The organism is Streptomyces sp. NPDC058620 (genome assembly GCF_042717135.1).
Taxonomy (GTDB): Bacteria; Actinomycetota; Actinomycetes; order Streptomycetales; family Streptomycetaceae; genus Streptomyces.
Genome location: NZ_JBHXQO010000029.1, coordinates 1 through 19670, shown reverse-complemented (window position 1 = coordinate 19670; position 19670 = coordinate 1). Strand labels below are relative to the sequence as shown.

Annotated in this window: 15 protein-coding genes and 1 pseudogene; 7 read left to right on the top strand and 9 right to left on the bottom strand. The window is 69.2% G+C overall.

Going from position 1 to position 19670, the window contains the following annotated elements; all coding sequences use genetic code 11:
• Positions 1-77: 77 nt before the first annotated feature.
• Both ACFWSK_RS23980 and ACFWSK_RS23975 read right to left on the bottom strand, forming a co-directional pair.
• Positions 78-1538, bottom strand: a complete 1461-nt coding sequence (locus ACFWSK_RS23980) for a hypothetical protein (protein WP_383789721.1) — start codon at positions 1536-1538, stop codon at positions 78-80.
• A 33-nt stretch (positions 1539-1571) separates the two neighbouring features.
• Positions 1572-2006: a hypothetical protein gene (locus ACFWSK_RS23975; RefSeq protein WP_383789718.1), complete on the bottom strand. Its 435-nt coding sequence runs from the start codon at positions 2004-2006 to the stop codon at positions 1572-1574.
• Positions 2007-2227: 221 nt separating this feature from the next.
• Here ACFWSK_RS23975 and ACFWSK_RS23970 point away from each other — a divergent pair, with 221 nt between their 5' ends.
• Positions 2228-3811, top strand: coding sequence for a protein kinase (locus ACFWSK_RS23970; protein WP_383789878.1), 1584 nt, complete (start codon positions 2228-2230; stop codon positions 3809-3811).
• Between the two features lie 206 nt (positions 3812-4017).
• On the top strand, positions 4018-6150 hold the full coding sequence (locus tag ACFWSK_RS23965) for a UvrD-helicase domain-containing protein (RefSeq protein ID WP_383789715.1): 2133 nt from the start codon (positions 4018-4020) through the stop codon (positions 6148-6150).
• A 25-nt stretch (positions 6151-6175) separates the two neighbouring features.
• Here ACFWSK_RS23965 and ACFWSK_RS23960 read toward each other — a convergent pair whose 3' ends face one another.
• The 7 genes from ACFWSK_RS23960 to ACFWSK_RS23930 all read right to left on the bottom strand — a co-directional run bounded on the left by ACFWSK_RS23960 (position 6176) and on the right by ACFWSK_RS23930 (position 13615).
• A complete protein-coding gene (locus ACFWSK_RS23960; RefSeq protein ID WP_383789712.1) occupies positions 6176-6955 on the bottom strand; it encodes an inositol monophosphatase family protein in 780 nt (259 codons plus the stop codon).
• On the bottom strand, positions 6952-7578 hold the full coding sequence (locus ACFWSK_RS23955) for a 2'-5' RNA ligase family protein (protein ID WP_383789710.1): 627 nt from the start codon (positions 7576-7578) through the stop codon (positions 6952-6954). The genes ACFWSK_RS23960 and ACFWSK_RS23955 overlap by 4 nt, the downstream gene beginning before the upstream one ends.
• Entirely contained in the window at positions 7575-8414 is an 840-nt protein-coding gene (locus ACFWSK_RS23950) for a carbohydrate kinase family protein (RefSeq protein ID WP_383789875.1), read from the bottom strand. Before ACFWSK_RS23950 ends, ACFWSK_RS23955 begins: the two co-directional genes overlap by 4 nt.
• Before the next feature lie 14 nt (positions 8415-8428).
• The gene (locus ACFWSK_RS23945; protein WP_383789708.1) at positions 8429-9694 is read right to left on the bottom strand and encodes a DUF4145 domain-containing protein; all 1266 of its coding nucleotides are present in this window, start codon (positions 9692-9694) and stop codon (positions 8429-8431) included.
• 70 nt (positions 9695-9764) lie between these two features.
• The gene (locus ACFWSK_RS23940; RefSeq protein WP_383789872.1) at positions 9765-11021 is read right to left on the bottom strand and encodes a hypothetical protein; all 1257 of its coding nucleotides are present in this window, start codon (positions 11019-11021) and stop codon (positions 9765-9767) included.
• Positions 11022-11656: 635 nt separating this feature from the next.
• A complete protein-coding gene (locus tag ACFWSK_RS23935; protein ID WP_383789705.1) occupies positions 11657-12496 on the bottom strand; it encodes a maleylpyruvate isomerase family mycothiol-dependent enzyme in 840 nt (279 codons plus the stop codon).
• A gap of 69 nt (positions 12497-12565) precedes the next feature.
• On the bottom strand, positions 12566-13615 hold the full coding sequence (locus tag ACFWSK_RS23930; protein WP_383789702.1) for an alpha/beta fold hydrolase: 1050 nt from the start codon (positions 13613-13615) through the stop codon (positions 12566-12568).
• Positions 13616-13865: 250 nt separating this feature from the next.
• Here ACFWSK_RS23930 and ACFWSK_RS23925 point away from each other — a divergent pair, with 250 nt between their 5' ends.
• The 5 genes and pseudogenes from ACFWSK_RS23925 to ACFWSK_RS23905 all read left to right on the top strand — a co-directional run.
• A complete protein-coding gene (locus ACFWSK_RS23925; RefSeq protein WP_383789700.1) occupies positions 13866-14339 on the top strand; it encodes a hypothetical protein in 474 nt (157 codons plus the stop codon).
• A gap of 175 nt (positions 14340-14514) precedes the next feature.
• The gene (locus tag ACFWSK_RS23920; RefSeq protein WP_383789697.1) at positions 14515-15642 is read left to right on the top strand and encodes an alkaline phosphatase PhoX; all 1128 of its coding nucleotides are present in this window, start codon (positions 14515-14517) and stop codon (positions 15640-15642) included.
• Positions 15643-15989: 347 nt separating this feature from the next.
• Positions 15990-17522, top strand: a complete 1533-nt coding sequence (locus tag ACFWSK_RS23915; RefSeq protein WP_383789868.1) for a TIGR02677 family protein — start codon at positions 15990-15992, stop codon at positions 17520-17522.
• Positions 17519-18781 carry a TIGR02678 family protein gene (locus ACFWSK_RS23910; protein ID WP_383789694.1) on the top strand — a complete coding sequence of 421 codons (1263 nt, stop codon included), beginning with the start codon at positions 17519-17521 and terminating at the stop codon, positions 18779-18781. The genes ACFWSK_RS23915 and ACFWSK_RS23910 overlap by 4 nt, the downstream gene beginning before the upstream one ends.
• Positions 18778-19670, top strand: a pseudogene (locus ACFWSK_RS23905) (TIGR02680 family protein); the annotation flags it as partial. The gene ACFWSK_RS23910 and the pseudogene ACFWSK_RS23905, both read left to right, overlap by 4 nt.

Sequence of the window (19670 nt, the reverse complement as noted above, 5' to 3'; positions counted from 1 at the left end):
GGCATTCGAGCAGGAGGTGAGAAACAGGGCGGTGCAAAGAGCCGCGAACAGACTTGTCCAGCGGGCGTGTTGAGTATTCATCTGTTTTCCTCGTCGCCGCGCGAGACGTCCCCGCGGGAGCCTTCACGGCCAGGGTCTGGCGGCGTAACCCCGGAGGCTGAGCCACTGTTCAGGTCATGGGTGAAGGTGGAGCTGCTGCCGCGCATGTCGAATTCCTGAGCGAAGCCCACCTTGTGCAGTCGCCCCATGTCGTCGTCCGGGATGACGACTCCACCGGGAAACGTCGTCGACTTGCCGCTGTCCCAGTTGTAGCGGTCCCACACGTTGACCTGGTAGTCGAGCGAGACCTTGGGCGTACCGCCCTCACCTGGGGTGACCGTGACCATGCCCGAGACGTTCTGCTGGTGCGACCCGACCGCGTGGAACCATTCGTCCTCACCGAACGTCCGGCCGAGAGCCTGGCTCTCCACGGGAACGACGACTGTCTTGTCGCTACCCGCCCTCTCGAATTCATCGAGAGCCTGCCGGCGCCATACCTCCTGATTCTCTGCGAGGTGAAGCGTGCCGATCTCGGACCGAAACCCGGAATCGGCGTGCAGAATGCGGTCGACGTCCAGGTCGAGCGGCTCACCGGTGCCGCGAAGATAGTGCTCCATGTTGCGGGACGCCGCGACCTCTCCCGTAACGTCACCCCCTGCGGCGATTCCCTCTGCCCGGGCCAGAAGCAGTAGGTCGCGGGGCGTGGGCTCCTCGGAGTCGAAGGCTCCCGAGCCTTCGTCGGCGGACGTCCACTTGTACTGGGGGTCCATGATCCCCGCCGCTCGCAGCTCCTCGCTCCGCTCCCTCAGCAAAATGCCGCGGGTTACCGGTTCGAGGTCGCGCCACCACTCCGCTACCGCCTTCCTTCCCTGGGGCATGTTGGCGGCCTTGCCGGCCTCCTCCAGGGACGGGTAGGGGCTGTCTGTGGGGTGTCTGTTGAAGCCGTTGATCGTGCCGTCCAGGACGTCGGAGTCGAGAACGGCGGCTGCAAGGGCAAGTCTGATGCCATCGTCGGCGTCGGTGACCGACTTGACCGCCTGGCCGAGGCGGTCAGCCCACTCGGCCTCCGCTGCGCGTGCGCTCTCCTGATAACTGGGGTCGTGCACGTATGCGGTGCGCGCGCTCTGGCTGAGCCGTTCGGTATCGAAGGCGACAACGCCTTGATCAGAGACTCGCATTCCGTCCTTGACGGCATCGGCGCGCACGGTCTCCACCCTGCTTCGGAGATCGACGAGCTGGGTGTGCGCTTCGCTCAGGATGGAAGCAACCGCCTTGGCCTCTTTCTGCGCTCCTTGGAGTTCCATGAGCGTCACAGTGAACCGGTAGTTCGCGGCGTCGGCGCTCAGGCCAACCCACGACTCCCCGAGCGAGACGCCGTGGACATCCCGTTTGTACTGGTCCTCGATCGTCTTGAACTTGCCCGCCATTTCACGCCACTTATCGGCGGCTGTCGTGAGCTTGGACAGATCGGTGCTCATCACTTCGTGGTAGGTCGGCATACATCCCCCTGGAGCCGGACGGCGGTCGACTGATCAGCAGTTGTCGATCCGGGACTGCCGAGCCAGCTGCGCGGCGACGTCGAGATCGTTGTTCTGGAGGTCGATGCCCGTCTTTCCCAGGGCGTGCTTCTCTGCGGCCAAGCGGCTGCGCAGCGCCTCGACCTGCTTCTCCCACGTCTCATGCGCCTTCTTCAGCTCACCGGAGGTGTCCCAACCATAACCGTCCCTGGCGCCGAACTCCTTGACTGCTGCGTTCACGCTCTCAGCAGCGTGCTTGCCATCTCTCTCGACGCTGGGCTCCAATTCGTCATTGATCGCCTTCGCCGCCGCGTTCTTCTTTGCTGGGCTCGCGGCGAGATCAGGGCAACCGCCGCCTCCTGCCGCCGGAGCGAGTTGGTTGAGCTGCATCGGGACGGCATGCCGGGTGGTCACATCCGCCTTGATCTGCTCCCACTCTTCCCAGGCCATTGGGTTCCCTCCGTAAGTGTGATCGCTCCCGTCAAACATACGGAACGGCTCTCACCAGGCCCCTCGAACGGCTCGAAAGCGACGTCCAGGTCCCAGCCATTCTCCCGACGGCCGCGCCACCGCTGGACTGGAGATCGCCGCACCCGGGAGACTTGGGCCCCAACCATGTCGGGACCGACGCCGCAGCGCGCCCCGGTCAGCACACGCACATCGGGGGCAAGGTGCCGCAGCAGGTGATCTCTGGCCGTTACGAGCTGCTGGAGCAGTTCAACGAGGGCGGCATGGGCGTCGTGTGGCGCGGCTACGACGCCGTCCTCGACCGGCCCGTGGCCGTGAAGGTCATTCGACAGGCGTCGATCACCTCCCCGCAACTCGCCGAGGAGTTCGCCAAGCGGTTCCGCCGCGAGGCCCGCATCACCGCGCGCATCCAGCACCCCGGGGTGCCGCAGGTGTACGACGCGGTCCTCGACGAGTCGTACGAGCGACTGTTCCTGGTGATGGAGCTAGTCGATGGCATGCCGCTCTCCGCCTATCTCCACCCCGATCATCCTCTGCCCGTCAGCTGGGCGGTCGCCGTCGCCGCTCAGGTCGCGACCGTGCTGTCGCATGCGCACGACGTGCCGGTGATCCACCGCGACCTCAAGCCGGGGAACATCCTCGTGGCGCGGGACGGAACGGTGAAGGTCCTCGACTTCGGGATCGCGGCGATTCTGCGTACCGACGTCACCAAGCTGACCGCGACCGGAAGCCCGGTCGGCACCTACCAGTACATGTCGCCGGAGCAGGTACGCGGTGGGCGCATCACTCCGCAGACCGACCTGTACGCGCTGGGGTGCGTGCTGCACGAGCTGCTCAGCGGGCGGGTCGTGTTCTCTGCGGAGAGCGAGTACCTGCTGATGTTCCAGCACGTCAACGCAGCTCCCACCCCGCTGCGGGAGCTGCGGCCGGACGTACCCGAGGCGCTGGAGGAGCTGGTGCTGCACCTGCTGCACAAGGCACCCGAGCAGCGGCCCGCCGACACGCAGGAGGTGTACGAGCGGCTGCTGCCGTTCCTCCCGCCACCCGGCCAAGAGCCCACCGCGGCCGAGTCCGGACCGGCCGGTGTACCCGACCCGACGGGTCTGTTCCGGCATCCGTACGCACCCCGCGCTCGTGCCCAGGCATCGGCGGCCGGGAGTCCCGCGCCCGCCGGCCCCGCCCCGCTGGCCCCACCGGTGCCCGTGCCCGCGCAGCTACGCCAGGACATCAAGGAGGCGTACGACCATTCCGACGCCCTTCTGGAGGAGGAGCGCTTCGCGCAGGCCGCCGAGGTCCTCGGTGAGGTCATCGCGCCCGCCGCTCTCGCCCTCGGGTCCGAGAGCAAACCGGTTCTGGCGCTGCGTCGCCAGCGTGCCGCGATCCGCCTCCTCGGTGGCGACTACCGGGCCGCGCTGCCGGAGTTCGACAGCCTTGCCGACGCCTACGCCCGCATCAGCGGCCCCACCGGCGAGCAGTCCCGTGCCTGCCACGCCCAGGCCGCCCGCTGCCGCGCGGAACTGGGCCAGGTCACCGACGCGCTCGCCGCCCTCCAGAGCGTGCTGGACGTCGTACGGACCCTCGACAGCGACGTCAGCGAGGAGGCCGTCGAGCTGCGGCACAACATCGGGATGCTGCTTCTCGCCCAGGGGCGTGCGGCCGAAGCCCTGCGGATTCTCGAACCACTCCACGAGGACATCTGCATGCTGTTCGGGCCCGCGGACGAGATGAGCGTCGAGATCGCTGAGGCGCTCGCCGTGATCCGCCTCGGGCTCGATGATTCCGAATAGCGGGAAAAGCCTGGTAGGTCCCACCGGACGTGGGACGATCTTGCCGATCAATAGGCGACCCAATCGTGCGTGGTCGGGGACGAAGGCACGGAGCCCGTCTACGTCGCCTGACGGACATCCCCGGGCCGAGACCCCGTCCACGTCCCGGCCGCGAAGGCGACCCCACCCGCCACCGCACCCCGTACTTGAGTGAGGAGAACTCTTCCGTGCCGCACCTTGCCTTCGACATCGGCTTCTGCGCCCAGCTCGGCAAACTTCAGGGCTCCGTGCGGGAGGGTGTGTTCGGGGCCTGGGAGAAGTTCGAACGCCTCACGCTGGACCAGCTCTTCAAAGACCCGGGTCTGAAACTGGAGACGTTGAAGCAGGCCAAGGACCCGCACATCCGCACCATCCGCATCTCTCAGGGCACACGCGGCGTCGTCCTCGCGCCGGACCACGGCGACACCTTCGTCCTGCTGCGTGTGATGCCCCACGACAAGGCCATCGCCTGGGCGATCAAACAGAAGGCCAGCATCAATGCGGTCACCCGGGCCATCGAGATCCGCGACATCGCGATGCTCGATGAACTCACCCCCGCGTACGAGCAGATGGCAGCCGCGCCCGACGACCGACTCTTCTCCAAGGTCTCCGACGGCGACCTGTCCGCCCTCGGCATCGACGGGACCACCCTTCGCCAGGCCCGCGCTCTCACCACCAAGGAACAGCTGGAGGTGTTCGCGCCCTACTTCCCGCAGGACCAGCGGGAGGTGCTGGAGTACCTGGCCGAGGGCTTCACCGTCGAGGAGGTCTGGCGAGACCTGGTGTCCCTCAACCTCCCCACCTCCTCCGCCGATCCGGTGGACACGAGCGACTATGCGACCGCCATCGGTCACACCCGCACCCGTATCGCCCTCATCACCGCCTCCGACGAGCTGCGTGACATCCTCGACAAGCCGTTCACTGCCTGGCGCATCTTCCTCCACCCCTCCCAGCACAAGGTCGCCTACCGGGCCAGCTACTCCGGGCCTGCGCAGGTGACAGGCGGCCCCGGCACCGGCAAGACCGTCGTCGCACTGCACCGGGTGCGACACCTGCTGGCGTACCTGCGCGACGGCGAGCGCATCCTGCTGACCACCTACACCAACGCTCTCGTCGCCGCGCTGCGCAACGGGCTTGCGGCACTCGTCGAGGACGAGGAGCTGCGCGACCGCGTGGACATCACCACCGTCGACGCCCTGGCCAGCCGAGTCGTCTCCACCTCACGCCGTCCGCTGCGGGGCGGCGAGGAGGAGGCCCGTTGGGAGCAGGCCGCGCGCACCACCGGCTTCACCGGCACGGCCCAGTTCCTCGTGCAGGAGTACAAGCACGTCGTCCTCGCCCAGAACCTGCGGAGTCCGCAGGAGTACGAGATCGCCGACCGGCGTGGGCGAGGCAGCCGCCTCCCTGCCGCCGAACGCCCCCTGGTGTGGCGTACGGTCCAGGAGTTCTCCGACGGGCTCAGCGCCGACGGCCTGCGCACCTACTTGGGTACGTGCGCCGAGGCTGCCGACCTGCTCGAATCGAGGGGACCTCTGTACCGCCACATCGTCGTGGACGAGGCGCAGGACCTGCACCCCACCCAGTGGCGGCTCCTGCGCGCCGCTGCTCCCACGCGCCCCGACGACCTGTTCATCGCCGGTGACCCCCACCAGCGAATCTACGACTCGAAGGTGTCACTCAAGGCCCTCGGCATCAAGGTCGCGGGCCGCTCGACGAAGATGCGGAAGAACTACCGCAGCACCCACGAGATCCTCAGCTGGTCCACTGCACTGCTCGTCGGCCGTCCCATCGCACAACTGGAGGACGACGACCGCAACGAGACCCTGCTGGGATACCGTTCCGCCCTCCACGGCAGCGGCCCGGCCGTGTACGCGGCTGCCTCCGAGGAGGCCGAACTGGACGCGCTCGTCGCGCAGATCCGCACCTGGACCGAGGCCGGTGTCAGCCCCGGCGAGATCGGCGTCAGCGCACGCTTCAACAGGAACTGCGCCCATGCAGTCGAACGACTGACGGCCGCCGGCATCCCTGCCGCACAGCTACGGTCCGACGCATCCGAGGACGCGCCGACCGTACGCATCGGAACGATGCACTCCTTCAAGGGGCTGGAGTTCCGGTGCGTGGCCGTCATAGGGGTGCACGAAAGGGCGCTGCCCTTTCCGCGCGCCGTGACGCCGGTCGAAGTGGACCGTCTCCAGCACGAGGCGGACCTCATGGCTGAGCGCTGCTTGCTCTTCGTTGCCTGCACCCGTGCCCGCGACGGGCTGTACGTGTCCTGGTCAGGCGACCCGAGTCCGTTCCTGGTCGAGGCGGGAGCCGCTTGAGGGCGGTGCAGGAGGAAGCCACTTCTCAGGTACGCCCCTCCTCTGAGGCGATCGAGCGCCACACGGACATCAGCCCACGGGCCAGTGGCTCCGAGCCCGCAGCCAGGACAGGCGAGCCGAACCCGAACTCTCCCCCATCCAGGCCAAGCACCGCCTTGCCGCGTTCCCGCACAAGCGCCGTCCCGGCCGCCACGTCCCATGGCTTGGGCCCGATGCACACACACGCGTCGAGCCAGCCCTCGGATACGCCCACCAGGTCCAGACTCATGGCCCCCTGCAAGCGGATGCGGTAGGCCTCGTCGTACAGCCGGCCGATGAACCTCCCGGCCCGGGTCCTTCCTGAGCCGACGCCGGTCAGGCCGACCACCGCATGTGACAACTCCACCGCACCGGACGAACCGGTGGCCGCAAGACGCGTCGTCCCCGTGCTCCAGCGCCTGCCGAGGGCCGGCGCGTGCACCACCCCCAAGGACGGCGTGCCGTCCGCCACGTACGCCAACGAAAGAGCGTGTCCTGGGGCACCCCGGGTGAAATTCATCGTGCCGTCAATGGGATCCAGCAGCCAGCACCTGGGCGGCAGCGGCCCCTTCCCGGACGATTCCTCGCCGATCACCGGAATCCCGGGGGTACGCTGCCTCAGGACTCGCGTCACCCGTCGCTCGACCTCGACATCAGCGTCCGTGACCTCTTCGCCCGAGGGCTTGAACCGCGTGCGCGCCCATTCCTCCCCCGCCGCGGCGAGCCACCGCGCTCCCGCGTCCATGGCCTCCTCGGCGACAGCGCGCAGCTCCCGCACCTCACTCACGTCAGGTCGAGCGGCCGCTCGACAAGCTTCTCGGCATGGGCTCCGTGCTCCCCCATTACATAGAAGCTGAGGCGGTCGAAGGTCCAATGGACCGGTACGGAGGTCCTCTCAGGGGCGGTCCTGACCAGCTCCAGGGCAGCCTCTTCGCCAGTCCGGCCCAGGGTGATGTGCGGCGCGTACGCGTCGCCGGTGTATCGGTACCCGTACCGAGTGAAACTCGCGCGCTCGCTCTCCGTGAACCTGCTGGTGTCCTTGGCCGTGTCGAACGCCGAGCGGTCGAGGTAGGGGTCGAGTACGCCGAGGACCGCTTCCTGGAGCTTGTCCAGCAGGAGTGGCCGCTCGACCGACATGAACAGCCAGCCCGTGGGCTGATAGACGATTCCGGTGGAGGTGAGGTGGAGCTCGCTCGGCAGGCTCACCGAGGCGCCGATGGTCACCAACTCCCGCACCGGGTCCAGGGCGTCGACGAACGGGCCCTGAAATACGGTGAGATGAGGAAGGTTTCCCTCCGGACTCAGCGGGGGCTGAAGCCGATGCTCACCCCCCACGTCTTTCTGCAATTGGATCGCAGTGCGGGTGTGCTCCGCGCTCGGAAGCAATGCGACACCAAGCCATCTGGTCACGGATGAGCTCCTATCCTCGAAATCACGTGCAAGGCCGCATCGAGCCCGCGGCGCATACAGGCTGTCGGCGGCTCCCCGTGCAGCCACGCCGCGATGACACCCGCGTTGAAGGCGTCGCCGCCTCCGGTACGGTCCACTGGTTCGACGGCCTCCGTCGGCTCGTGGAAGACCTCACCGGCGGCCGATGCCCAGACGGCACCGCGGGACCCCACAGTCAGAATCACATCTCCGGACAGCCGTTCGGCGTACCGCCGCGCAGTGCCGGCGTCGTCGTCCACCAGCGCCCCGGGCAGCCGACGCGCCTCGTCCGCGTTCATCAGATTCAGTTGCACGTCCCAGGCGAGGGAGCTCATGTCGCGACCGTTCCATTCGACCGAGACCGAGCGGCCGGTACGGCGGGCGAGATCGACGACGCGCGTGAGGGATAGCGAGGGCTCGCCGACGACATGCACATGGTCCACATCGCGCACATCGTGCTCGGTGACGGCCTTGATCGCGAGATCACGGTCGGCTCCGGCGAACGTCATCATCCGCTTTCCGGTCCCGGAAGACAGCACGATTGCCATGCTCGTCTGCGCCGAGGTGTCCAGGTGGATCAGCGAGGTGTCGATCCCTCCAGCACGCAGGTCCTGCAGGCACAGTCTCCCCAGCACGTCGTCGCCCACCGCGGAGACCAGACGGACCTCGCAGCCCTGCCGGGCCAGGCCCAGGGCCGTGTTGGCAGCAGAACCCCCGGGCCGTGCCGCGTACGCGTTGCCTCGAAGCTTTTCGTGCTCCTCCGGCAGGCGCTCCGCGGCCACGATGATGTCGAAGTTGGTGCCTCCGACCGCAAGCACACGCTTCGGCCGCGTCACGGGTCCCCCAGCCGGTAGCTCTCGAACAGGACGTGCCGCACCAGGCGTTCCCGGCTGTGTTGGCTGCTCTGATGGGGGAACGAGGCTTGGGTGATCAGGTCGTGCACCAGCTCTTCGAAGCGTTCCTCGTCCGAGCCCATGTCATGGAACCTGCGCATCAGTTCGCGGTGGAGTTCCGCCGGCTGCATTCTCATCTCGGCGAGCCACACTCGGTTTGCGATGAGCACATTAGCGGCGGCCGAGCGCAATTGGGCCTGCGCACTCTGCGGGAGCATGTCCGAGTTGAGCAGTTCGAAGTAGTCGTCCTCGTCCCGGGCATGCATCCGCAAGTTCTGCCCGCCGACCGCCAGGACGTCCCTGTTCAGATGGAAGAGCTCAAGACCGAGATGGTGCGGGACATCGAGAATCCGTATGCCGCGCTCGTGCAGTCCTGCCTCGTCCGTCGAGAACGCCGCCAGGATATTGGCGAACATATCGCTGTGCCGGGGGACGGCGATCTCGGCGCCTGCCGGATTCCGGAGGAATTCCACCGCTGTCGTGTCTCCCCAACGCCCCCCGCGCGCGGCAAGCAGGTAGAAGTTTCGGCCACCCATGGAGTGCCCCACCCGTCCGACGGAAACCACTTGGGAGCGGAGTTCCTCATCGCCCTCGGTCATCCGCGTCAGCCGCTGCTCGTTGTAGATCGCAAGGTCCAGCCCGCGCTCCGCGACATCCTTCACCAGGTGGTCCGACCAGGGCCGCTGAACCGAAACCACCCGGTGGTTACGCTGGGCCAGGGCCTGTTCGAAGCCGCAGCCGAGCAGGAGAGCCTTCACCACGATGAGCGTCGAGTCAGCGAGGCGTGTCGTTCCGGCCCGGTGTTGCACAGCGGCGAGTGCATGCCGCTCCTCGTTCTCGGCGAGAGACGAGCTCGTCTGTCCGTACCAGGCGGCCAGTTGTGTGAGCGCGTTGAGACAGGGCCGTACGTCCTCGGCGGAGATCTCCTCGTCCGCCGCCTTGTGTGCGTGGCTGCCGAAGTTGCCGTAGTTCTGAATCGTGCGAATGGCGAGCACGACCTTCGAAGGTACAAGCCCCTTGGCGGTGAGCACTGTAAGCAGGGATTCCAGCGTCGGCTTGGAGCCGACTGCCTCCTGCATGGCAATGTCCATGAGGATCGACTCCGCCGCCCGTCTCGCCGTACTGAGAAACACCTCTGGATCCGATTCGGCGTATCTCAGAGCCTTCTTGTAAAGCCGGAGCGACTCACCCTCGTTGACCGTCACGTCGTCCGTGTCCTCTTCGGCAGTGTGCAACTGATGGTACCGACAGGGCCTTTGTGCAGGCCAGCCTCTCTCAATCGCGCCGCCCCGACCAGCCCCTCAGAGAGGCCAGGACAAGGCGCCCGTAGCGGGTGGCGAAGGCCATGGCCGTGGCGGCGAACGCTGCACCGAGGGCGATCAGGAGATGGCCGGGCTTCTCGTCACCCAGCACCTGAAGGATGCTCAGTGCGGTCCCCAGCGGCAGGCCCAGGATGGTGAGGACCCCGAGAGCCCCGGCGACCTGCTGGCCGTCCTGGGTCTGTACGAGCCTGGCATAGTCGGCGGCCTCGGCGAGGATGTCCTGGAAGCGCTCGGGCAGCCGGTACTGGTCCTGATAGGCGACTAACAGTTCATTGGCCGGGCCGTGGGCCGTCAGATGCTGGCGCCAGTAGGTGCTGCGGAAACCGGCGATGTCCAGTTCCAGCGCGGCCACACGCCGGCCGAGTCCGGGACCGTCGAACACGGCGGAGAGCCCGTCGGTGAGTTCGTCGATGTGGTCGCGCTGGGCGATCCCGAGAAGCATGGCATCGAGGTAGACCGAGCGGACGTGCAAGGCCGCGAAGTCGTAGAAGTCGCCGTCGCCCCGGTCCGGGCGATGGCCGAGGAACGCCGCGCCGTGTCTGAGTACGAGCGCGCTCCAGTCGGCGGAGATCCGTACGGCGTGTGCGGTCTGGTCCCGCAACTGTTCAGGAGGCGTGGGGAAGTCGGCCTCGTTCGAGCGGGAGGCGAGAGACCAGAGCCAGCGGTCAGCGGTGGCCGGGAGCGCGTCCTCGCCACGGAGTACGGCCGTGTGCGCTGGTCCGGGGGTGAGAAAAGCGACCGTATAGGCGTGCGCGGCTGCGAACGGGGCCGCGGTGGTCCTGGCCTCCGCGATGCCGTCCAGCAGCGCCTCGGGGGCTATCGGTCCGGTGAGCGGGTCGAGTTCCGCCGATTCCCGTCGGCCGATGGCCCGGAGTACGTCGAGGAGCACTGGTCCTTCGACGGTGAAGTGCAGGACTGCCAGGGCATGTTGATGATCCTGTGCAGTGGCGATGTGCAGGAGCTCCATGCCGTGCAGTCGCAGGGGACCGTGTGTGACGTCGGCAATCCGGTGCCAGCGGCAGGGCCGGTCCGGCGTTCCATACAACGCCCGCCCGGCCGCCTGGGTGAAATAGGTCTGCCGGGTCGCCACATCGGTCCGGTGGTGACCGAGCTCGAAGGGTAAGGGGCCCTCCTGCCACCCGGGCGCTGCCGGGAGCCGGACCGGCAGGATGACGGTAAGCGCCTGCCGCACGCCGGCGACGGAACCCATCTCGGTCACCGGTGTCCCGCCTCCGCACCACGACCAAGAACCTGGCCACAAGCCTTCTGTTCCTGCACCGGCACCCCCGCTTCCCCCGAATACTGCGCGACGCCGGGACAGGTTACCGGGCGCCCACCTCGCCCTGTGTACCGAACTCGATCAACAACGCTCCCACGCGATCGCCGACGACATTGTCGTGTATGCCACCTGCCGAGCCGAGCCCCGCACCAACGAGCTGGGGGCGCTCTCGTCGACGACCGCCCGTATGTCGCCGCCATCGTGGCGGGAGAGCATGATGCTGGTGTGGCTACCGATACGGTCTGAGGTCCCGCTCCAGTAGACCTACGCCGAGGTGACGGGCGGGTTCTGGGCCAGAGGACCGTAGCCGTTTCAGACCGACGAGAAGGTTCACGGTCTCTCTGCGGTGGCCAGGTCGTTGAACGCCGGGTTGTAGACCTTGCTCTTCGTCGCCTGCGACGGGCCGGACGTGCCCTGGACGGGAGACTCGAGTCCGTTCCCGGTCGAAGCGGGAGCGTCCTGAGCATGGCGGAGGGGAGAGCTTGCCCCAAGCGGCCACTTCCCCACCTATGAACACACCACGCCTGGGCATCCCGGGGCGTTGGCATGCGAATACTCCGCCCGGTTCAGGGCGCCCTGAACAGCTCCGGGAAGCGCGGAGCGAGCCACGCCCTGCGGCCCCAGGCGAGAATGCGGCCCGAGGCGATGGCAGCCACCGGGTTGCGGCGGCCCAGCGCCATCAGGAAGAACGTGACCGGCTCGATGTGGATCGTGCAGTCCGGGCGGGCCGGAGGCTGCGACGCGACCGTTACGGCTCCGTCGGTGAACGTCACGCCGAAGCGGGCCCCGCTCCACAGGCGGATCGTGTAACGGGCGGTCAGGCCGGCTGTGGCAGCGGCATCGGTCACCCGGGACATCGCGGTGATCAGGAAGGGCAGGGTGAGGTCGACCCGGGTGCGGTCGATCATGTAGGGGCGGCCCAGTGCGCGGGCGAGGTCGTAGCCGTGGCCGAGCATGTGTGCCAGCAGATACGAACCCAGGACCTCGGGGCTCATCGTGCCCAACGGGGTGACCACTGTCCCCTCGGTCGCGCGCCGGTCCATCGCCTTGAGGTACGCGTCGGCCTGCGCGACGATCATCCCGGCCAGCGGACCGGCCGCGCGCTCGTCGAACGCGGCGAGCGCGCGTTCGTTCGCCCCTGCGAGGCTCTGTGGCGTGCCGTCGCCGTAGCTACGTTCCTGGCCTGCCGCGATGTCGGCCATCAGCTCGTTGGCTTGCGCCAGGTGCGCGCCCGCCTCGCCGATGTTCCACTCCGAGCCGGGTATGGGAGCACCTGTGTCGGTGGCTTCGCGCAGTACCGCGGCAATCTCCAGGGCAGTGTCTCGTATCGCATCGGCAAGCCCCTCGGGCAGAGTGCCCCGTACGTCCTGCCCGGACTGTCCGGACCGTCCAGCCACTGATTCCACGCCGCACCTGTCGTCGACAGGGTGTACCCGCGGTACACAAGACCAGGTGACGGGGGCGTCGACAAGCCCTCAGGTGGCACTCCGCTCGCTCGCCTCCCGCAGATCGCGCTCCACCGCCCGGTGGAACGCCTCGTCCGGGTCTCCCGCCGCGCTGCCCGGACGGCCGGCACGCAGCAGGTCGCGCCAGCGGTCCTGGCTCCAGTTCGCGGGGGTCGTGGTGCGCATGAAGTCCTCGACCAGGGCGAGGAAGCGGGCGGGGTCGCTGTGGAAGGGGAAGTGGCCGGCGCCCTCGAAGATCTCCAGACGGCTGCCCGGCATCGCCGCGTGGGCGCTGTAGGCGTGATCGACCGGGACGATGCTGTCACGTGATCCCCAGAGCAGCAGTGTGGGCATGCCCTCCGCCAGGTAGCAGCGATCGAGCATGGTGACCACCTGGCCGCGCCAGTCCACGACGGCCCTCAGGGTGCTGATGAACGCGCTGCGGGACGTGGCGTCGGGGAGGGCGTCCACCAGGTCGACGAGTTCGGCGGCGTCCTGGCCGAGGTCCGTGTCGAGGAGTTTCATCAGGCGGGTGAAGAGGCCCACCTGGGCGCGCATGCCCGGCAGGCGCAGGGCGGACAGCATCAGGTCGGCGCCCGGCAGCGAGACGGCCCTGAGGACCGGGGTGACCTCGGCGCCCACTCCGCCCGCGCTCACCAGGATCAGGCGGTCGGTGCGCTCGGGGAACTGGTAGGCGAACTGCATCGCCACGCCACCGCCGAGGGAGTGACCGACGAGGGTGGCGCGTTCGATGCCCAGGACCCCCAGGAGGTCGCGCATGCCGTTCGCGTAGCCCGCCACCGAGTAGTCGGCCCGTGGTTTGGCGGAGGCGCCGTGGCCCAGGAGATCGGGGGCGATGACCGTGTGGTTCCGGGCCAGCTCCGGGATCAGGTTCGCCCAGGTCGCCGAGGAGTCGCCGATGCCGTGGATCAGGAGGATCGCCGGGCCCTCGCCCACGATCCGGTAGGCGCGACGGTAGCCGTGGACGACGTGGTGGCTCAGGCGTACGTCGTGGTCGCCCACCGCGTGCAGGCGGTCCGCGCGGGACGCGTGCGGTCCGGGTACCGGGGCATCGGCCACAGGCTCGCCTCCTGTCGTGTCTCCATGTCCCCCTCAGCGTAGGAACCTCTGCCGCACGGGGCATTTCGACCGCGTTTCGCGTGGGATGCCGGACGGGCGGTGCTTCCGGGGCCGGGGGCGACCCCCAGACGGCCATGGGGGTAACCCCCCAGCGAAGTCGGGGATAAACCCGGTCGCTCGGCTGACGACCGGTCCGTAGGTTCTGAGGTGGAATCGAAGCATCGCTTCACACGACCTCCGGAGGACCCCCGTGACCGCCCCCTCGCACCGGCCGACGCGTACCGCCCACCCGGTTCTCGCGGCCTTCGTGCGCTTCGTCGTGTGCGGTGGTGGTGTCGGGCTCGCCTCCAGCGGGGTCCTCGTCCTGCTGAACGACCGCATGCCGATGGCCGTGGCCAACGCGCTGGTCACCGTCGTCTCCACACTGATCGCGACCGAGCTGCACAGCCGGGTGTCCTTCCGGAGCGGACGACGCGGCTGGGGAGTCCACCTTCAGTCCGGGCTGACGGTGGCCGTGAGCTATGCGTTCACCACCGGGGCCCTGCTGTGCCTGTATGCCGTGCGGCCCGAACCGTCGGCCCTGGTCGAGCAGACCGTCTACCTGTCGGCTTCGGCGCTGGCGGGGGTCGGGCGGTTCGCGTTGCTGCGGATCGTCGTATTCGCCGAGCGGGCGACGTCCGGTGATGCCGCCCTGGGCAAGGCGTCCGTGGTGATGGCCGCCTGACGTACCGTGCGAGCCCCTGGACGGTGCGGGCAACCACCGTAACCATGGGTTACATGTACATGTCGATCCCCCTTCAGCGGACGGCCACTTCCCTGACCGCCGGGCGGGGCTTGATGTACGCGGCGGCGAGCCCCCCTCACTCGCCGCACCACCCGATGACAGGAGTGAGTTGCCCATGCAGAGACGCACCTTCCTGCGCACCGTCACCGCCGGAGCGGGCGCTGTCGCCTTCTCCGGCAGCCTGTGGCAGCAGGCCGCGTCCGCCGACAGCGGTGCGGGCCCGTACGGACCGCTGCTGGCCCCTGATGTCAACGGAGTCGCCCTCCCGGCCGGCTTCACCAGTCGCGTGGTGGCCAGGTCCCTCCACCCGGTCGGGGGCACGATCTGGCACTCGGCACCCGACGGCGGCGCCTGTTACGCGGACGGTGACGGCTGGATCTACGTCTCCAACTCCGAACTCCCCCTGATCGGCGGCGCGTCCGCCATACGGTTCCGCGCCGACGGCTCGACCGACCGCGCGTACCGCATCCTCTCCGGCACCAACCTCAACTGCGCGGGCGGGGCGACCCCCTGGGGGACGTGGCTGTCCTGCGAGGAGATCTACCGCGGACGCGTCTTCGAGGCCGATCCCTTCGGCCGGCGGACCGCCGTGTCGCGCCCCGTCATGGGCCGCTTCAAGCACGAGGCGGCCGCCTGCGACCTGGACCACCAGGTCATCTACCTCACGGAGGACGAGGAGGACGGCTGCTTCTACCGTTTCACCCCGGCCACCTGGGGCGACCTGTCCCGCGGCCGCCTCGACGTCGCCTGCGCGACCACCGGCGACGGCATCGAGTGGCGCGCCGTGCCCTCCCCGTCCGCCCTCCTCACCCAGACGCGCCACCAGCTGACCGCCGCGCGGCACTTCGACGGCGGCGAAGGGTGCCACTACGCGGACGGCATCTGCTACTTCACCGCGAAGGGAGACCGCAAGGTCTGGGCCTACGACACGGACGCCCGGACCATCACCGCCGTCTACAACGGCGACGGCACCCTCAACGGAGTCGACAACGTCACCGGCACCACCGCGGGCGACCTGTACGTCGCGGAGGACGGCGGGAACATGGAGATCAACATCATCACGAGGGACGGCACGGTCGCCCCTGTCCTCCGCCTCGACGGGCACGCCGAATCCGAGATCACCGGTCCGGCCTTCTCCCCGGACGGCTCCCGGCTGTACTTCTCCTCGCAGCGCGGGACGAGTGGCGAGCGGACGGGATCGGGGGGCATGACGTACGAGGTACGCGGCCCGTTCCGGCACTGACGCTCCGGCATCGACGCCCCGACGCCACCCCCGGCCCTCTGGACGGCCGGGGGTCCAGTCGTGTGCGGGCTGTTCCCCGGCCGGGGGTTCGTGTGCGGGCTGTTCCCCGGCCGTGTCTGTGACCTGCCCCTGGCCTGGTATGTCCGACGTGTCAGTGGCGCCGTCTACTGTTCTCGGCAGGGCGCCGGATGTCCGTCGCACGGTATTCGACGCCCGTCGCACGGCATTTCGACCTCGGCCGCACGGCGTCCGAGGGGCGGGGCGGCGTTCGACGGTCGTCGTGCGGCATCGGAACAGTGAGGAGCAGGGAGCGAGCAGTGGCAGCGACACACCGGGTCCCGGCCGAGATGTTCCGGTTCACCATGGGCGACAGGGCACCGCTGTACTCGGCGATTCTGCAGACCTTCGGCGATGCCAACGAGCGTCTGGTGACGGCGCTCGGGCTGGACGAGGTGCGGGAGCAGCTGCGCGGTGTGGGGTGGTTCGGCGCGTTGACGGACGACGACCTCACGGGGGCTCTGAAGCAGCTCCGGGAGTGGGAGTTGCTGGACGTCATCCAGAACCACGCGGAGAACTACCGCACCGCGGAGGAGTACGAGCGGCGCAACCTGCAGTATTCGCTGACGCGGCGCGGGGAGGCGGCGTTCGCGGGGGTGCAGCACGCCCTCTCCGTGCTGGTGTCGACCGGCGCGCTCCAGACCGCTGTGCTCGACGCGATCGCGGACCGGCTGGCGGAGCTCGACCGGCTGGCGCAGGACGCGGCCTCGGGAGACCGGCGGATTTTCGCCACCCTGCAGGAGCTGGAGGGGCACTTGGACGCCCTCCGGGGAAACACGAAGCAGTTCAACGGCGAGCTCCAGCGGCTGTTGCGGACCGACGGTGCCGAGCTGTCCACCTTCCACGAGGTGAAGGGCGCCACGGTCGCCTATCTCCAGGAGTTCCTCACCAATCTCGATCAGCGGGCCCACGCGGTCTCCGCGGCCGTCGCCCGGGTCGAGGAACACGGCACGCCAATGCTGTGGGAGCGGGCGTTGCGCGGGGCCGAGCTGCCGCCGGCCGGGGGCGACGATCCCGCCCCGGCATGGCTGGCACGCCGGCAGGCCCGCTGGGACGGACTGCGGGCCTGGTTCCTGCCCGCCGACGGATCGCCCCCGCGCGTGGAGCATCTGCACCATGTGGCGCGCCGCGCCATCGTCACCCTGCTCCAGGTGCTGGACCGGATCACCGAGTCGCGGCGCAGGTCGACCGGTGCCGTGCAGGATTTCCGGGAGCTGGCCAGGTGGTTCGCCGCCGCACCCGGCGAGGACGATCTGCACCGGCTGTGGGCGACCGCCTTCGGGCTCGGGCCGTCGCGCCATGCGCATCTCGCCCACGCCGACCCCGAGCTCGTCGCCGCCACCGAGAGCTGGCACGACGCCCCGCCCGTGGAGGTCTCGGCGCTGCTGCGCACCAGTGGCCGCACGGAGAGGTTCACCCGCACCGCGCGGGTCCGGGACGTGGCGGCGCTCAAGGCGGAGCGGGCCGGGCGGGCGCGGGCGGAGCGGGCCGAGCTGGAAGCCGCGTGGAGTCTGCTGCGTACCGAGTCACCGGTGCGCCTCTCCCACTTCGGGGCGCTCGACCACGAGGTGTTCGAGCGCCTCCTCGATCTGCTGGGACGGGCCCTGGCGGTGCGCCCCGACACCACGGGGGCGCGGCGCGCCGTGACCGGTGACGGGCGGGTCGAGGTGGTGCTGCGGCCACCTGCCGACGCCGACGGGGCACCCGCTGTCCTGCGGACGGTCCGCGGCGTGCTGACCTGTCCCGATTACGTCATCGAGGTGCACACGGCGGGTGTTTCGGTACCCACTGGTGCCATGGACCGGGAGGTGGCGGCCGGATGAGTAATTTCGCCAATCAACTGGTGGTGGCCGAGCGGGAGGAGATGTCCCGCTGCATCCGTACGCTGCTGGTCCGGCCGTTGCTCACCGAGCGCTCCGACCCGGTGGTGTTCGACCTGGTGCGCCGCCGCAGGGACCCGCTGACGCACTGGTTCGACTATCACTGCGGCTGGACGCTGGCGGTCGAACCCCGGCTCGGGTACGCCCGGCTGCTCAAGGTCAACGCGGACGCCGACGCGTCCCGCCCGGCCAGGCGGACTCGGGCGGGCCGGGCGCCGTTCGACCGGCGGCGGTACGTCCTGCTGTGCCTCACCGCCGCCGAGCTGCTCTCCGTCCCGGTCACCACGATCGGGCTGCTGGCCGACCGGGTCGTACAGGCCGCGTCGGCGGACGAGGCCCTCCCCGCCTTCGACACGGCACAGCGCTCGGAGCGCGTCGCGTTCGTCGACGTCCTCCGGCTGCTGGAGTCGTACGGCGCGTTGCAGACCGTGGACGGGACAACGGAGAGCTTCGCCGAATCGGCCGAGGCGAAGGTCCTCTACCGGGTGGATTCCAGTGTGCTGATGCGGCTGCTCGCCGCGCCGTGCGGGCCGTCCCGGCTCGCGGTACCGGCCGCCGGCATACCGGCCGGCTTCGAAGCCCTGCTGGCCGGGCTCGTGCAGGAGCGCCGGTACGGGCTGCCCGGCAGCGGGGACACGGAGGACGACACCCCGGCGGACACACCGTTCTCCCCGGTCCAGCGCAATCTGTGGCTGCGGCACTCGGTGCTGCGGCGCCTGTTCGACCAGCCGGTGCTGCACCGTGACGAGCTGACCGAGGCCGAGCTCGGCTATCTGACCTCGCCCACGGGCCGGCAGATCCTGCGGCGAGCCGCCGAACAGGCCGGGTTCGTGCTGGAGGAGCGGGCCGAAGGCTTCCTGCTGGTCGATCCGGACGCCATCGCCACGGACAGCCGCTTCCCCGACGACGCGAACCACGCCAAAGTCGCCGCACTGCTGCTCCTCGACGTGCTGAACGCCACGCCCGCCGGGTGCGCACCCGAGCAGCTGGCCGTCGAAGCCGAACGGATTCTGGACCGCTTCCCGCGCTGGGGCAAGGCGTACCGGACGGAGGGCGGTGCGGCGGCGCTCGCCGGCGACGCGGTACAGGTCCTGGCCGATTTCCGGCTCGTACGCCGCGAGGGCGGCCGGGTCGTGCCCAGACCCGCCGCCGCCCGCTACCGCGTCACCAGTGCCACTCTCAAGGAAGAACACCCCGCATGACGGTCACCGCACTCCCCCTCCGCGCCTCCGGCTCCCCCACCGGGAGTCCCGGCCCCGGCGAGCGATGGCAGCCGGCCCGGGCCGGCGTGCTCAACGTGTGGCGCTACTACGACGAGGTGTTCACCTTCCACCACGGGCGTCTGCTGCTGCGCGGACCGAACGGCACCGGGAAGTCGAAGGCGCTGGAAGTCCTGTTGCCGTTCCTCTTCGACGCGAGCCTGCGTCCCCATCGGCTGTCCACCTTCGGCGGCTCGGAACGCACCATGCACTGGAACCTCATGGGCGAGGGCGCCACGGGGCTCACCCGGGTGGGATACGTGTGGCTGGAGTTCCGGACGGAACGGGGCGAGGACGGTGCGGAAGGGTTCCTCACCATCGGTGCGCGCCTCCAGGCCGGGGAGCGGACCACGACCGTCACCACGGACTTCTTCACCAGCCGTCGACGTGTCGGCGTTCCCGACGGGCTCTCCCTGGTCAACGAGTCGGGCCAGCCACTCACCAGGGCGGCTCTCGCGGCGGAGCTGTCCGGGCACGGGGAAGTACACGCGTCGGCGTCCGACTACCGGGACACCGTGCGCCGGACCCTGTTCCCCGGCCTCAGCGAGCAGCGCTACAACGCGCTGATCACCGCGCTGCTCCAACTGCGCACGCCGAAGCTGTCCCAGCGCCTCGATCCCTCGCTGCTCTCGGAACTGCTCTCGCGTGCCCTGCCCCCGCTCGACCAGGGTGAGATCTCCGAACTGGCCGACGGGTTCGAGCGGCTGGACCGCCGCCGCGAGCACCTCGCCCGGCTGGAGGACGAGGTGCGGGCCGCGCAGGCACTGGGCGCCCGCCAGCGCGCGTACGCCCAGCGGGTCCTGCGTGCCGGGGCCGCCGCCCTCATCTCGGC

Coding starts and splice junctions, on each gene's coding strand:
- ACFWSK_RS23980 (WP_383789721.1), bottom strand. CDS start 1,538: ATGCCGACCTACCACGAAGTGATGAGCACCGATCTGTCCAAGCTCACG.
- ACFWSK_RS23975 (WP_383789718.1), bottom strand. CDS start 2,006: ATGGCCTGGGAAGAGTGGGAGCAGATCAAGGCGGATGTGACCACCCGG.
- ACFWSK_RS23940 (WP_383789872.1), bottom strand. CDS start 11,021: ATGGGTTCCGTCGCCGGCGTGCGGCAGGCGCTTACCGTCATCCTGCCG.
- ACFWSK_RS23920 (WP_383789697.1), top strand. CDS start 14,515: ATGCAGAGACGCACCTTCCTGCGCACCGTCACCGCCGGAGCGGGCGCT.
- ACFWSK_RS23915 (WP_383789868.1), top strand. CDS start 15,990: ATGTTCCGGTTCACCATGGGCGACAGGGCACCGCTGTACTCGGCGATT.
- ACFWSK_RS23910 (WP_383789694.1), top strand. CDS start 17,519: ATGAGTAATTTCGCCAATCAACTGGTGGTGGCCGAGCGGGAGGAGATG.